Annotated in this window: 11 protein-coding genes; 6 read left to right on the top strand and 5 right to left on the bottom strand. The window is 58.8% G+C overall.

Features of this window, described 5'->3' with window-relative positions; all coding sequences use genetic code 11:
• Window positions 1–5: 5 nt before the first annotated feature.
• The gene (locus tag HKD24_RS11815; RefSeq protein ID WP_194260460.1) at window positions 6–821 is read right to left on the bottom strand and encodes a DODA-type extradiol aromatic ring-opening family dioxygenase; all 816 of its coding nucleotides are present in this window, start codon (window positions 819–821) and stop codon (window positions 6–8) included.
• Between the two features lie 105 nt (window positions 822–926).
• On the opposite strand from HKD24_RS11815, the gene HKD24_RS11810 reads away from it, so the two are divergent.
• Entirely contained in the window at window positions 927–1,838 is a 912-nt protein-coding gene (locus HKD24_RS11810; protein ID WP_172493224.1) for a LysR family transcriptional regulator, read from the top strand.
• A 20-nt stretch (window positions 1,839–1,858) separates the two neighbouring features.
• Here HKD24_RS11810 and HKD24_RS11805 read toward each other — a convergent pair whose 3' ends face one another.
• Together HKD24_RS11805 and HKD24_RS11800 are read right to left on the bottom strand one after the other, a co-directional pair.
• The gene (locus HKD24_RS11805; protein ID WP_194260459.1) at window positions 1,859–3,547 is read right to left on the bottom strand and encodes a M28 family metallopeptidase; all 1,689 of its coding nucleotides are present in this window, start codon (window positions 3,545–3,547) and stop codon (window positions 1,859–1,861) included.
• A 142-nt stretch (window positions 3,548–3,689) separates the two neighbouring features.
• Entirely contained in the window at window positions 3,690–5,816 is a 2,127-nt protein-coding gene (locus tag HKD24_RS11800) for a M3 family metallopeptidase (protein ID WP_194260483.1), read from the bottom strand.
• Between the two features lie 215 nt (window positions 5,817–6,031).
• Between HKD24_RS11800 and HKD24_RS11795 the strand changes: the two genes are divergently transcribed.
• The 4 genes from HKD24_RS11795 (at window position 6,032) to HKD24_RS11780 (ending at window position 8,420) form a co-directional block, all read left to right on the top strand.
• A complete protein-coding gene (locus HKD24_RS11795) occupies window positions 6,032–6,367 on the top strand; it encodes a hypothetical protein (protein WP_194260458.1) in 336 nt (111 codons plus the stop codon).
• Window positions 6,368–6,465: 98 nt separating this feature from the next.
• A complete protein-coding gene (locus HKD24_RS11790; RefSeq protein WP_194260457.1) occupies window positions 6,466–6,966 on the top strand; it encodes a hypothetical protein in 501 nt (166 codons plus the stop codon).
• 78 nt (window positions 6,967–7,044) lie between these two features.
• On the top strand, window positions 7,045–7,794 hold the full coding sequence (locus tag HKD24_RS11785) for a C1 family peptidase (protein ID WP_194260456.1): 750 nt from the start codon (window positions 7,045–7,047) through the stop codon (window positions 7,792–7,794).
• 35 nt (window positions 7,795–7,829) lie between these two features.
• Window positions 7,830–8,420, top strand: a complete 591-nt coding sequence (locus tag HKD24_RS11780; protein ID WP_322783313.1) for a hypothetical protein — start codon at window positions 7,830–7,832, stop codon at window positions 8,418–8,420.
• On the opposite strand, the gene HKD24_RS11775 is transcribed toward HKD24_RS11780, so the two are convergent.
• Window positions 8,417–9,583, bottom strand: a complete 1,167-nt coding sequence (locus HKD24_RS11775; RefSeq protein WP_194260454.1) for a serine hydrolase domain-containing protein — start codon at window positions 9,581–9,583, stop codon at window positions 8,417–8,419. The two genes, HKD24_RS11780 and HKD24_RS11775, sit on opposite strands and share 4 nt — an antisense overlap.
• Before the next feature lie 186 nt (window positions 9,584–9,769).
• Here HKD24_RS11775 and HKD24_RS11770 point away from each other — a divergent pair, with 186 nt between their 5' ends.
• Window positions 9,770–11,860 (top strand): DUF6311 domain-containing protein, encoded by a 2,091-nt coding sequence (locus HKD24_RS11770; RefSeq protein WP_194260453.1) that lies wholly within the window; start codon window positions 9,770–9,772, stop codon window positions 11,858–11,860.
• Between the two features lie 36 nt (window positions 11,861–11,896).
• Here the strand turns inward: HKD24_RS11770 and HKD24_RS11765 are convergent, their stop codons facing one another.
• Window positions 11,897–12,823, bottom strand: coding sequence for a glycosyltransferase family 2 protein (locus tag HKD24_RS11765; RefSeq protein WP_194260452.1), 927 nt, complete (start codon window positions 12,821–12,823; stop codon window positions 11,897–11,899).
• Window positions 12,824–13,117 lie beyond the last annotated feature (294 nt).

The raw sequence follows: 13,117 nt of genomic DNA, 5'->3' as shown, positions 1-13,117 counted from the left end.
GGACATCAGCCGAACCGGAAACCGGACAGGGCCTTCCCCATGACGATATCGTTGTAATCGCGATGGCCCGCGTCGGTTCCCGCGGCGCCAGCGGCGAACATCAACGGCAGGAGATGTTCCGACTGAGGGTGGCACTCCCGCGCAAACGGGGCGTGCTCCCAGTCCAGCAGACTCTGTGTGCGACGAGCGGGCGGAGCCTCGACCGCCTGCTGAAGCCAAGTATCGAACGCGACGGATTGTGCATCCGACACGGCATCGGGTCGCATCAGATGGCGCATGTTGTGGTAAGTCATACCCGTACCCACAATCAGGATGTTTTCGTCCCGCAGAGGCGCCAGCATCTCCCCGAGTTGCAGGACGCCTGCGGCATCCAGCGATTCAGGCAGGGAAATCTCCACGACCGGGATATCCGCATCGGGAAATGCGAGCATGAAGGGAATGAAGACCCCGTGATCCAGCCCCCGCGTGGCATTTTCCGTACAGGGCATGCCCCTGTTACGCAGGAGACTACAAATTTTCCCTGCCACGGTCGGCGCTCCGGGTACGGGATATTCAAGCTGATAGGTGTGAGGCGGAAAGCCGTAATAATCGTAGATCAGCGACGGATGGGCCGTTGATCCGACAACCATGTCCGGTGTCTCCCAGTGGCCGGACATAACCACAATGGCATCCGGACGACGTGGCAGGGAGGACCCTACAGACCGGAGATAGGCTGCCATGCGATCCCATGTCGTCCCCCACTCCATGAAGAAGCACGGACCGCCACCATGCGGCAGGAAAAGAACGGGTTGCCGCATAGTGTCCTGATCTTTCAGGCTCATGGTGAGTGCCTCCGTTCCGTGCGATGGGACTGATCTTGCCACCCTCACCCAAAAAGAATAATTCCCTGATCCGGGATAGGATCTGACACCAGGAGTGTGAGGTGAATGCTTGATCGCTTCACGGGCATGCAGGTTTTTGCAAAGGTCGTGGCTCAGGGCAGCTTTTCAGGAGCCGCGCGCTCACTGGGTCTGTCGCAGACGATGGTCACGAAACATATTGCCGCTCTGGAAAGCCGGCTGGGGATCTCGCTGTTCCATCGCAGCACGCGCAGACTGTCGCTGACGGAACCGGGGCGTCTCTTTTTCATCCGCAGTCAGAAAATCCTGACGGATCTGGAAGAGATGGAGCAGGAAGTCTCGGCGGAAAACCAGGAGCCGCGCGGGCTGCTGCGCCTGAATGCGCCGGTCTCGTTCGCCATCCGGCATGTCGGGCCGATCCTGCCGGAATTCAGCCGACGCCATCCTCTCGTTACGGTTGAACTGGGTCTGGATGACCGAAGGATCGATCCGATTACGGAAGGATGGGACCTGACGCTGCGCATCGGACGAATGCCATCGAGCGCGCTGCGGTCACGCCGACTGGCGCAGGTCGATTTCGTTGTCTGCGCGGCGCCGTCCTATCTGGAAGAGTGTGGCACGCCCCGCAGCGTTGCCGACCTGCCGAACCACCGCTGTCTGGGTTACACGCTCGGTGACGAAATCAGCAGCGCGCGCTGGAGCTTTGGTCCGAACGGCGAGCGCACGGTTCCGGTCAGCGGCCCCATGCATGCCAATAACGGCGATATCCTGCGCGAAGCTGCCGTGGCCGGACAGGGCATCATCTATCAGCCGACATTCATCGTCTCGGATGAGCTGAAATCAGGTCGGCTGGTTCCGCTGCCGCTTGATGTGCCTGTCATGACGGGGCCGGAGCTGCATGCTGTCTATGCTCCGACACCTCATGTCCCGCTCAAGATCCGGGCGATGATCGATTTTCTGGTTGAACGTTATGGGCCGGTTCCGCCCTGGACGATCTGACGGAACCGGGAAAACGTTTCTTACTGAACCGTGGCCGGGGCATTTTTCTGGCGGATGGCGGCGAACTCCGAACCGGCCTTCCATTGTGGCCAGTCATGCGAGAAGGCCACGTCATGTCCGACTTTCCACACGGCCCAGACGTCCTGCGCGGCACCACGCACATCCCAGTCCGGGCTCCAGGCGTCGCAGGCCTGATGGTAGCAGGCCATGTAGGCCGTCAGCCATTTGCCACCGGCTTCCGTCCCGCCTTTCAGAAGGTCGAACTTGCCGGCCATGTCCATGACAGCAAGGACCGGCACGCCCGCGCGCGCGAAAGGCAGATGATCCGCACGATAGAAGGCACCACGCTCGGGCATCGCTTCCGGCTGCGCCTTGCGGTCCTGAAGAGCGACGGCGTCCGCAAACTGCTCCTGAAGCGTGTCCTGTCCTGCCCCAATGATGAAGGCGTTATGTGCGGGGCCAGCCATCTGAAGCACGTCCATCGTCAGATTGGCAGCCGTCTTGTCCAGCGGTGCCAGCGGATGGGCGACGTACCAGCCTGATCCCAGCAGACCGCGCTCCTCCCCGGTCCATGCGGCGAAACGGACAGTGCGATCGGGCTTCGGTCCGGCCTTGAAGGCGCGGGCGATTTCGAACAGCGCCGCAATTCCCGAGCCATCGTCGATCGCGCCACGACGGATGACGGTACGGCCCTGCGCATCGGTGCTCTTGCCGTAAGCGTCCCAGTGCGCTCCGAACATGACCGTCTCATCCGGATATTTCGCGCCCGTGATCTTGGCGAGCACGTTCTGGCTCTGCAGACGATCGAATGTGACCGGCAGATCGGCTGAGAACGTTGTGTGCTTCAGCGTGACAGGACGGAAGCTCTCGGAACGGGCCTTGATGCGCAGGGCCTCAAGATCCAGCCCGGCCTGCCGGAACAGCGCGGTAGCGGCCTTGCCCTCAAGCCAGCCCTGCACGGGAACGGGGCGACTTTCGGTGGCAGCATGTTCCACGTCATAGGCTTCACCACCGGGTGCCACGACCGTGCTCCAGGGGTAGGATGCAGCCGCAGTCTCGTGAATGATCAGGGCAGCAACAGCGCCACGGCGGGCGGCTTCCTCGTATTTATAGGTCCAGCGGCCGTAATACGTCATGGTCTTGCCGCTAAAGCGACCGGCGACAGGTTCACCGGGAGCCGCATCGAAATCGGGATCGTTGACGAGGAAAACCGCGACCTTGCCCTTGAGATCGACGCCTTTGAAATCATCCCAGTGACGCTCCGGCGCATGCACGCCATAGCCCACGAAAACCATCGGAGCGTCTTTGACCCGCAGTCGGTCCTCCGGCAGCAGGGTCGCGAGATAGATGTCCTGTAGCTGAATCAGGGGGAGCGTTTTGGCGCCGGTCCGGGCGCTGATGGAACCGTTCGCGGCAGTTCTGGTGCGGATCATGGGGACAGTCTGCGTCCATCCGCCGTTTTCACCAGCCGGCTCAAGCCCCAGAGCCTTGTACTGCGCGATCAGCCAGGGAACCGTGACCTTCTCCCCTTCCGTTCCGGGAGCACGGCCTTCGAACCGGTCGGAGGCCAGGATCTTCATCGTCTCCGACATGCGTGACGGGCTGATATCAGCGGTCGGTTCGGCATATCCCGTAAGAGGCGCAAAAAGATTAGCCGCAAGAATAGTCGTGAAGAGCAGACTGCGATGGGATGATGTTTTCTGTTTCATGACGGGACAGTCCTTTCTGTTGCAGCTTCAGGGGTGGAATACCGGTTCCGGGTTTCCCCTGAGCCTGACGGTCACGACGACAGATGTCCCGCCCTGAAATAAAAAGTCAGGAAGGAAGAAACGGCCTCCTTCCCGACTGTGATTACTTGCCCTGTTCGGAAACAAGACCACGATGCGCCAGCATCGGGGTGATGTCCGGGTCACGGCCATAGAAGGCGCGGAACATCGGGCCGTAATCCATGGTATGTCCCTTCGAGAGGATCATGTCACGGAAGCGCTGTCCGTTTTCACGTGTCAGACCACCATGCTCCTGGAACCAGGAGAACACGTCCTGATCCAGCATTTCCGTCCACAGATAGGCGTAATAGCCGGCGGAATATCCGTTGGACCAGATATGCAGGAAATAGCTGGACCGATAGCGCGGCGGAACGGCTGTAACGTCCAGCCCCGTGCTGTTCAGAGCGTCACTTTCGAACTTGTCGACGTCCTGACGCGGTGCCGTCGCGGGCAGGCTGTGCCATTTCATATCCAGCTCGGCTGAGGCCACGATTTCGCCTAGCGCATAACCCTGATTGAAATGTGCGGCCTTGCGAATCTTCTCGACCAGAGCCTTGGGCATCGGAGCGCCAGTCTTGTAATGCCGGGCATAATGCGACAGGACCTTCGGATCCAGCGCCCAGTTCTCGTTGAACTGCGAGGGGAACTCCACGAAATCGCGCGCCACACTCGTGCCGGACAGCGATGGATAAGTCTGGTCTGCGAACAGACCGTGCAGGGCATGGCCGAATTCGTGGAACATGGTCGTCACGTCATCGGACGTGATGAGCTGCGGCTGGCCGGGGGCTGCCTTGGTAAAGTTGGCGACGTTGTAGATGACGGGCTTCGTGCCAAGCAGCTTGGACTGCCCAACGAAGTTGGACATCCACGCACCGCCGGACTTGTTGTCCCGCTTGAAGTAATCGAAATACATCAGGCCCAGCGGAGAGCCGTCCTTGTCATGGACTTCAAAGACCATGACATCAGGCTGATAGACGGGGATATCCGTCCGCTGCTGGAACGTAATCCCGTAAAGCTGGTTGGCGGCAAAGAACACGCCATCCGTCAGGACCGTTTTGAGCTCGAAATACGGCTTGATTTCATCCTGATCGAGGTTGTATTTCGCGCGGCGCACCTTGTCCGAATAATGCTCCCAGTCCCAGGGCTTCAGATCGAACTTCCCGCCATCTTTGCGGATGGCTTTCTGAAGGACCTCGGCTTCGCGCTTCTGTTCCGCAACCGTGGCCGGGACGAGCTGCTGCATGAAGTTTTCCGCAGCTTCCGGCGTCTTGGCCATCTGATCGTACAGCGTATAGGCGGCGAAATTCGGATAGCCGAAGAGCGCGGCCTTCTGTGCGCGGAGTTCTGCCAGTTCGGCGATTGTGGCGCGGGTGTCGTTCTCGTCGCCCTTCTCGGCACGGGTCCAGCTCTGCTCGAACAGGGCCTGACGGGTTTCACGGTCCGTCAAGGAAGACAGGGCGGGCTGCTGCGTCGTGTTCTGAAGGGGAATGACCCATTTGCCGGTCAGTCCACGCTCCTGCGCGGCCTTGGCAGCCGAGGCGATCGTGTTGTCATCCAGACCGGCTAGCGCCTTTTTGCTGTCGACGATCAGGGCGCCGTTCTTGGCGCTGGCAATCAGCTTCTGCTCGTACTGCGTTTCAAGGTTGGAAAGGCGCGTATTGATCGCACGCAGCTTCGTCTTGTCCGCTGCGGAGAGCTGGGCGCCGGCATGGACGAACTGCTGATAATAGATATCGAGGAGCTGCGCCTGCTCGGGTGTCACGTTGAGCTTTTCGCGGCGGTCATAGAGGGACTTCACGCGGGCGAAGAGCTTTGCGTTCAGATAGACCTCATCTTCATGGGCGGTCAGGCGCGGGGCCTCCTGGCTCTGCACCTTGTCCAGCGTATCGTCGGTGTTGGCCTGATACACGCCATAGAACGTCATCTGCACGCGGTTGAGCGTCTGGCCCGCGCGTTCCATGGCGGCAATGGTGTTGTCGAAGGTCGGCGCTGCGCGGTTGTTGGCGATCGCCTTGATCTCGCGCAGATGCTCAACCATTCCGCGCTCGAAGGCGGGGGCATAATCGCTGTCTGTGATCTGGTCGAAACGGGGAGCCTGATAGGGCAGCGTGCTTGCCGAAAAGAACGGGTTCGTAGAAGCGGCATGTGCTTCAGCGGAAAGGGAAAATGCCGAAACCGCAAGAACTGCGGCAAGCCTGAAATTGAAAGCCATGAAATCGCCTGTAACAAACGTGATGATGCCGAACCGTATGGTGTTCATGACGTGTCGTCAAACAGGTGATTTCCTGCCCTGAAGCGCTGGAAAACCTGCCAATTGCTGCTTGACGCCATTTTCTCCTTGGTGCGTGCGAACGCGCCTCCCTAGACCGGCAGGGTGTATTGACACAGCCGCCTCCCCGGGGCGGTTTTTCATAACCGGAGACAACAATGGACTGGACATCGCTGTTCCAGACGATCCTACCCTATCTGCCTGCGCAGTACGCAGGCGATATTGTTTCAATCATCACGTTCCTCATTGCGGCGGCCGCGCTGGCTCTCCGTTTCTGGAAGCCACCTGCGAGCACATCGAAACTGCTGCCGCTGTTTCGCATCGTGAGCGCTGTGGCACAGGCCAGGGGCTGGAACACCAGCGCCTATCAGCCTGGCGCAAAAGCCATCATGGTGCCGGTTGGATCATCACGCGCCGAAGAGGCCGCGAAACTGGGGCTGGACACGGTCTCGACACATCCGAAAGCCGGTGAGCCTCCCCGTCGGACAGAGTGATTTTCCGGCAGATGGGAAAGTCTGCCTGAACGCAATTTTCATTTTCATATTTCACGGCCGCCTATGAGCGGCCTTTTTTATTTCCGGAGCCCTATTTGATGCGTAACCGTCTTATTGCCCTGAGCCTTGGCACCGTTCTTCTCGTCTCCACAAGCGCCTGCACCACGACCGGCAGCACGACCACCTTCAACACGCAGGCCCTGAACAATGATGCCGCGGCGATCGCCTACGCGGTTCAGGCCATCGAGAGCATTCCGGATCTGGAAAGCCACCTGTCCGCCACGGACAAGGCCAAATTCGACAATCTGGTGACTCAGATCAAAAGCGTCACGGCTCAGGTCGCTGCCAATTCGAACGGCTCTATTACGGTGTCCACCGGCAAGGACTGGGCCAAGAGCCTCGGGACGGATCTCCAGACCCTGCTGGCCATCGCAACGCCGATCGTAAAGGCCTATTCGCCGTCCGCTGCGACCTACATGAGCACCGTGCAGGCCATGATCCCGCTGATCGAAGCCCTTGCCGGTGTGACGGCCACCCCGTTTGCAGCATCCGCGCAGTCTCCGGAACTCATCCGCGCCCGGATCTATCAGGGCGTCTGACCTTCCCTTTTATCCTTTTTCCAACAGGTGCGGTTCATCACGAACCGCTCCTTTCCTGTCTTTCTTCCGGAGCTGTCCATGTCCCGATGCCTTGGAAAACGTGCGCCCAAGCATGATCTGCGAACCTATCGTCTGGCCCCCATGCTGGCCTCACGCCTGCCCGCTGTCCCGCCGCAGAAGGACTGGTCGCAGGGGGTGCCCTATCAGATGTGGGGAAATGACCGGTATGGCTGCTGTGCATTTGCGGCCCATGCGGCACTGACGGCAACATGGACCCATGCCGCACAGGGGCTGGTCGTCCTCTCCACGGATATGGTGCTGAACAATTACGCGGCCGTCACCGGCTTTGATCCACAGACAGGCGCGCGCGATAACGGTACGGTCCTGCTGGATGAGCTGAATTTCTGGCTGCGGGACGGGCTGCACCGTCCGGGGCAGACGCTGGATTACCTGACGGCCTACGGCTCGATCGATCCGCAGGACTGCGACGGGATCCGGCGGGGCATCTGCTATCTGGGAGGCGTTCTTGCAGGGATTCAGGTGCCGCAGGGATTCATGGATCTCCCACTGGGTGCGACATGGGACTGGAACGCCATTTCCGACCGAACGCCGGTAGGCGGCCATGCGATTGCAGTGACCGGGTACAATCCTGAAGGGCTTTTCTTCAATACCTGGGGCACCCGGACCTTCATGCCCTGGGATACGTTCACGAAAATTGCCGACGAAGCCTATGGGCTGCTTTCGCGCCAGAACTGGCTTGGCATTCCCGGGACGTCGCCAAATGGTGAGGGTTTTGACGCGCTTCTTGCGGAAATGAGGGGTGTATGAGCCTTGGGTTATTTCCCGGTCGTTCTGGAGCCTCTGTGCTGGCGCTCTTTCTTCTCAGTGCATGCTCCGCTGGCTCCCCGTCCCCTGTCACGATCAGTGAAGCCATTTCGGGAATTCAGGCTGATCTGACGAAGACGGGTGTTGTCAGCACGTCCCATATCCAGGATTGGACGCCGGAACAGATCAGCCTGTTCGACACGAACGTCCATGCCCTGCAATGCAGTCAGCATTTATCGGATCCGGTCGTCGCCATGATTTCGGGTCCGGTCACGCTGTCACTGTCCGGAAGCTTCACATCTTCCGGCAGCTTTTCCGTCAGCAGTTCAGGCGCGATGCCCGTCTTCGGCCTTCAGGCGGATGCAAGCCGGACGAAAGCCCAGACACTGGATCTGCCGATCCAGTTTGCACCGCTGTCTGCGCTGCCTGATGCGGAAATGGCCCGGGAAGTCGGATATGCCGGGGATCTTCTCGCCCAGAGCGATACTGTCCGTCTGGCCGAAGGGACGCGCATCATGGCCAGCCGTGATACACTGGCACAGCACGTACGCAAGCTGATCGGCACTTTTGCTGGATCATGCCCGAAGGAGCCCGTTCATCCTTTTGTCGGCCTTCATCATAAAGTCTAGACGGGTGCTGAGAGGCCCAGCGCCTTTCCTGCGGCCGTAGCAATATCGTGCCTGAGCTGCACGACGCTGTGTCCCCCCGAAGGGTGAACCCGGTTGGTCAGGATCAGCACATAGCTGTCACTCTCCGGGTCAATCCACAGTGAGGTTCCGGTAAAGCCCGTATGGCCAAAGGACCGGCGGGAAAAAACATTGCCTCTCGGGGACGAGTAATGGGTGTCAATATCCCAGCCAAATCCGCGGAGTTCCGTTTTTCCTGCCGGCTGCTGCGGCGTGGTCATGAGCACCAATGTGTCCTGTCGCAGCGGAAAGCGGCTTGGACGTCCCTTCAGACGGTCCAGAAGAGCTTGCGCATAAAGCGTCATGTCCCGCGCATCCGAGAACAGCCCGGCATGACCAGCCACCCCGCCCATTCTGCGCGCCGTCGGATCATGAACAACGCCCCGCAACATGTTTCCCTGCTCGTCATACTGTGTCGGGGCAATAAGGGGACGCAGGCTGGCCGCCGGAAGATAGCCGGATTCCGTCATGCCCAGTGGCTCAAGAATATTGATCCGGGCATACTGGTCGAGCGGCAGGCCTCCCAGTTTCTCGACCAGCAGACCCAGCATGATGTAATTGATGTCACTATAGACGAATTTCGCGCCCGGCGGATTGATCAGCGGAGACGTCATGGCGCGCTTCACGCCCTCGGCCTTGCCGGTCCAGGGATCGGTCAGAGGGACGTCTGGCGGCAGCCCGGAATAATGGGTCAGAAGCAGACGGACCGAAATGTCCTCCTTCCCGTTGCAGGCAAACTCCGGAAAATACTGGCTGACCTGGTCATCGACCCGTAGTTTCTGTTGCTCGACCAGTTGCATGACCGCCAGCGCCGTCATGGTAGGCTTGGTCAGGGAGGCCATGTCGAAACGGGTGTCCCATGTCAGCGGTTCGGGCGCCGGAACCAGGGCCCGCTTTCCGTAAACGAACCGGTGCATGATCTGCTGGTCGTGGCCGATGGCGACAACAGCGCCCGGCGCTTCCCCTTTCCGGATGGTATTACGAACCAGACCATCAACTTCGTCGAACCGCCCTTCTGATCGGGCACAGGCGGCGACCTGCGTGACGCACAGGGCCGCGCCTCCAAGCAGAAAACGGCGTCTCTGCACAAAAGAATGTTGCTTCATCGGAGGCATGTTCGACACAGTCACTACTTCATCCTGACCCTGATACTCTTTTTCAGAAGACTAACTGTTTTTTTCGGGCGCGCAACAGATTGCCCTCCCGATCCACTGGTCATGGTTTCTGGCAAATTTCTCCTGTATGAACACCCCTTCCCCATACCGGTAGGTCTTCAGTGAGAGTGCTGTCATTTGCCTGAAAAGCGTCTGATCCCGGGACCATTCACAAACAGGTTTCCGGCCTATGCCCTTTCACTGATCTTTGGTCTGTTCCAGGCTCTGGAATGCTTTCCGCTGTCACTGATCCAGGGTCGTATTCCTGCCGCTCTCCAGGATGGCCGTGACGATTTCTTCCAGCATATCATTGGCCAGATCTATTATCTGCAACAGGGATGGCACTGGCCGCTCCTGATGGCCTGGCGACTTGATGCGCCGGCCGGCACCAACATTGCCATGACGGACAGTATCCCGCTGGAAGCCCTGCTTCTGAAGCTTGTCCATCCGCTTTTCCCGGACATGCTGCAGGGCGTGACGCTCTATCTTGCGCTTTGCTGGACGCTTCAACCCGTCTGCGCTGTGTTTGCCTTACGATCGCTGGGTGAAAAACGACTGCTTCCCGCACTTGCAGTGGCCGTTTTCAGCGCGTGCTTTCCGACCTTCCTCGTCAGACTGGGTCATGCGGCGCTGTGTGGGCACTGGATCCTGCTTCTGGCTATCGGGCTTTATTTCAGGGCGACACGACCCGGTGCGGGCCCCAGGGCGGTGCGGATACTGGCTGTTCTGACAGTCCTCACCCTGCTGGTGCATCCCTATCTCATGGTCATGACAGGCGCCATTCTCGGGGCCGTTCCCCTGACACTCTTCTTACGGAACAGAAACTGGAAGACCAGCGCACCGGCCCTGATCGCTACCATTGCTTCCGGATCAGGCATCATCATTCTCGGCTCTGTTCTTGGTTACTGGGGCGGGGCAAGCGATGGCGGGTACGGGTTCTATTCCATGAACCTCGCCTCCCCCTTCTGGCCGGTCCATTCCAGCCTTTTTCCTTCCCTTCCACAGACATGGGTGGAGGCGACCGGGGGGCAATATGAAGGATACCAGTATCTTGGCGCCGGTGTCCTGCTGCTGCTTGCGATGGTTCTGCCCAGCCGCAGGGGAATTGCGCTCCTTACTAAGCTTCCAGGGCAGCATGCCGGTCTTCTTCTGGCCTGTCTGGCACTGACTGTTATTGCCGTGTCAAACCGGGTCTATCTCTTTCATGTCCCGGTTCTGCTGACGCATTTCAAAGTCCCCGGAGCAGAACAGATGCGCTCTTCAGGCCGGATGTTCTGGCCGGTTGCGTATCTGATCATGCTCGGATCCGTCTATGGTCTGTGCCGCGCCTGGCCACGAGCCTGGCCTCTCGTTCTGCTCGCAGGAATTGCACTTCAGTGGCAGGATACACATGGCGTCCGCGTCGGTGATCACCGGAAAGAACTGGCATTCCTTGCGCTTGCGACCCGCGAAGATGATCAGCTTTTTTCGCTGATGCGACCTTTTGACAGCATCGAAATCTATCCGCGGCTGGAATGCGACGCTTCGGACGCTCCTCAGGTCATGCGTTTCCTTTACGCTGCGGCGCGACAGAATGCATTGACCAATACGATGTATACGGCAAGGACCACGCCCGAAACGGCCTGCCATCCCGGGGCAGAGCATCCTCATCCACTGGATCAGCAGACCCTTGTCATCCTGATCGGGATGTCGCAGCGGGTTCAGGCACTACGCTGGACACGTCTGCAACATGTGCAGTGTGGTGTCAGCGACAGCGTCACATTTTGCGTCTCGCCCGACACTCCGCTTCCTTCGGTCCTATCGCCTTTGATGGAACCTGCCATCGTCCCCGTTGATCGGGATGTCATGACGTCAGGGGCACAGGTGATAAACGAAGAAATCCTGAAAAGCGGATGGTCCACGCCGGAAAGCTGGGGGGTGTGGAGTGAGACCCCCGCCCCCGCACTTTATCTCCATCTGCCAACGGATATTCACACGGCGAAGCTTGTCCTGAAGTTGCGCTCAACACCCGGCGTGCCCCAGCGGGTCGGCGTTTTCCAGAATGGAACGCAGATCACCGAATGGAATGTCCAGCCCGGTGATGCAGAGTACGAAGCCAGCCTTACGGTATCCCCTGAAACTCACGCTGCTGACCTGCAATTGCAGATCGGCAATCCGGTTCATATCGGGCAGGATCCGCGCCTTCTGGGGATTGGGCTTCTTCAGTTCAGGGTCCACAAGCTGAACTGAAATTGCGTTTCATGTAATCCTGAGACTGTTGTTTTTTCAGTACGTCCGGCGCAGCACATAAATCGGTCTCTGTTTCGTCTCCATATAGATCCGGCCGATATATTCGCCCAGCATGCCAATACTGATGATCTGCACGCTGCTGAAAAAGATGATTGCAACAAACAGGGATGAATAACCCGGCACGGGATTGCCCCAGACAATCGTCCGGAACACAATGAAAACTGCATAGAGAATGGCGATCAGCGCACCGATCGTTCCGAGATAGGTCCAGAGCCGAATGGGCACGGACGAAAAGCTGGTGAAGCCCTCAAGCGCGAAGTTCCACAGGGAATAGCCCGAGAACTTTGTCATCCCCGCCGCTCTCGGAGCCCGGACATAGTCGATGGTGACTGTCCGGAACCCCACCCATGCAAACAGCCCCTTCATGAAGCGCTGACGCTCAGGCAATCTTTTGAGAGCCTCCACGACGCATCGGTCCATCAGCCGGAAATCTCCGACATTTTCGGGTATCTGAATATGGGCAAGCCAGTTATGCAGCGAATAGAACCATGATGCCGTCTTGCGCTTGAGCATACTGTCAGTGGCCCGGTCGATCCGTTTTCCCAGCACGACCTCTGCACCATCGCGCCAGAGTTGTACCATCTGGGGGATGATTTCGGGCGGGTCCTGCAAATCGGCGTCGATGATGATGACTGCATTTCCGGTCGCAGCATCGAGGCCCGCGGTCAGCGCCGCTTCCTTGCCGAAATTGCGCGACAGTTCCAGTACCCTGAAACGTCTGTCGGTTTTTGAAAGTGCAATCAGTTCACGCAGGGTCCCGTCGCTGCTGCCGTCATCCACACAGATGATTTCCCAGCCCGCATCGGGAATTCCCTCAAGGAATGGCAGAATACTGCCCACGAAATGGCTGATGGCAGCTTCTTCGTTATAGAAAGGGACGATCAGGGAGAACTGGCTGGTCATACAGGTTTTCTGGTTCCAAATCGTAACACCGGGATCATATCAGAAACGGGCGGGTGACATGCAGTCATCACTTCGGGAAAAGAACGCAAGCGCGATTATGATGCACCGGTTGTCCGGACACTCATAAGCATTGATCTTTTGCCCCCAGCCGATAAGGTGCCGTTTCAGGGTGGTCCGATGGGTCCCATCCGAACCCGTCCTTAACCCCCAGCCAGTTGTTTTCAGGTGTCACGTCCTGCCAGTCTTTCCGCTCTTTTGCAGCATCAGGAAATGTCAGGACCCGAAATGCAGAGT

The organism is Gluconobacter vitians (assembly GCF_015244565.1).
In the GTDB taxonomy this organism is placed as follows: Bacteria; Pseudomonadota; Alphaproteobacteria; order Acetobacterales; family Acetobacteraceae; genus Gluconobacter; species Gluconobacter vitians.
The sequence above is the reverse complement of the archived record's forward strand: the minus strand, read 5'-3'. Positions and strand labels throughout refer to the sequence as shown.

Excerpts from the sequence above, each read along its gene's own strand:
- HKD24_RS11810 (WP_172493224.1), top strand. The coding sequence starts at position 927 with ATGCTTGATCGCTTCACGGGCATGCAGGTTTTTGCAAAGGTCGTGGCT.
- HKD24_RS11815 (WP_194260460.1), bottom strand. The coding sequence starts at position 821 with ATGAGCCTGAAAGATCAGGACACTATGCGGCAACCCGTTCTTTTCCTG.
- HKD24_RS11790 (WP_194260457.1), top strand. The coding sequence starts at position 6,466 with ATGCGTAACCGTCTTATTGCCCTGAGCCTTGGCACCGTTCTTCTCGTC.
- HKD24_RS11800 (WP_194260483.1), bottom strand. The coding sequence starts at position 5,816 with ATGGCTTTCAATTTCAGGCTTGCCGCAGTTCTTGCGGTTTCGGCATTT.
- HKD24_RS11775 (WP_194260454.1), bottom strand. The coding sequence starts at position 9,583 with ATGAAGCAACATTCTTTTGTGCAGAGACGCCGTTTTCTGCTTGGAGGC.
- HKD24_RS11785 (WP_194260456.1), top strand. The coding sequence starts at position 7,045 with ATGTCCCGATGCCTTGGAAAACGTGCGCCCAAGCATGATCTGCGAACC.
- HKD24_RS11795 (WP_194260458.1), top strand. The coding sequence starts at position 6,032 with ATGGACTGGACATCGCTGTTCCAGACGATCCTACCCTATCTGCCTGCG.
- HKD24_RS11765 (WP_194260452.1), bottom strand. The coding sequence starts at position 12,823 with ATGACCAGCCAGTTCTCCCTGATCGTCCCTTTCTATAACGAAGAAGCT.
- HKD24_RS11805 (WP_194260459.1), bottom strand. The coding sequence starts at position 3,547 with ATGAAACAGAAAACATCATCCCATCGCAGTCTGCTCTTCACGACTATT.